Genomic DNA, 425 nt, shown 5'->3' on the forward strand with positions numbered 1-425 from the left:
CGAACTGCCCAACGGTCTGTGGCAGATGGATTTCAAGGGCTACTTCGAGACTGCCGGTGGGCGCTGCACGCCGCTGACCATGCTGGACGATCACTCGCGCTTTGCACTGGCCACGACCGCCTGCAGCAAGACCGACATCTGCACGGTCCAGGCGTTGCTGCAAGGCATTCTGGAGCGCTACGGGTTGCCGGCGCGCATCAATTCAGACAACGGGGCGCCGTGGGGCTCGCCCAGTGCTCCCGGTCACTTGAGCACGCTGGATGTCTGGCTGATTCGCCTGGGCGTGCGCAGCAGCCACAGCAGTCCGTACCACCCGCAAACCAACGGCAAGATCGAGCGCTTTCACCGCTCCCTGAAGGCCGAGGTGCTGCGAGGGCGAACCTTCGACAGCCTGGCCCATGCGCAAGAGGCGATGCTGTGCTGGC

1 protein-coding gene is annotated in these 425 nt (G+C 64.7%); it reads left to right on the forward strand.

Annotated features, from left to right (window positions below; translation table 11 throughout):
* The coding region (locus tag AvAM_RS24660; RefSeq protein ID WP_212742304.1) for a DDE-type integrase/transposase/recombinase at positions 1-425 on the forward strand (425 nt) is incomplete at both ends.

The organism is Acidovorax sp. NB1 (assembly GCF_005405905.1).
Taxonomy (GTDB): domain Bacteria; phylum Pseudomonadota; class Gammaproteobacteria; order Burkholderiales; family Burkholderiaceae_C; genus Acidovorax.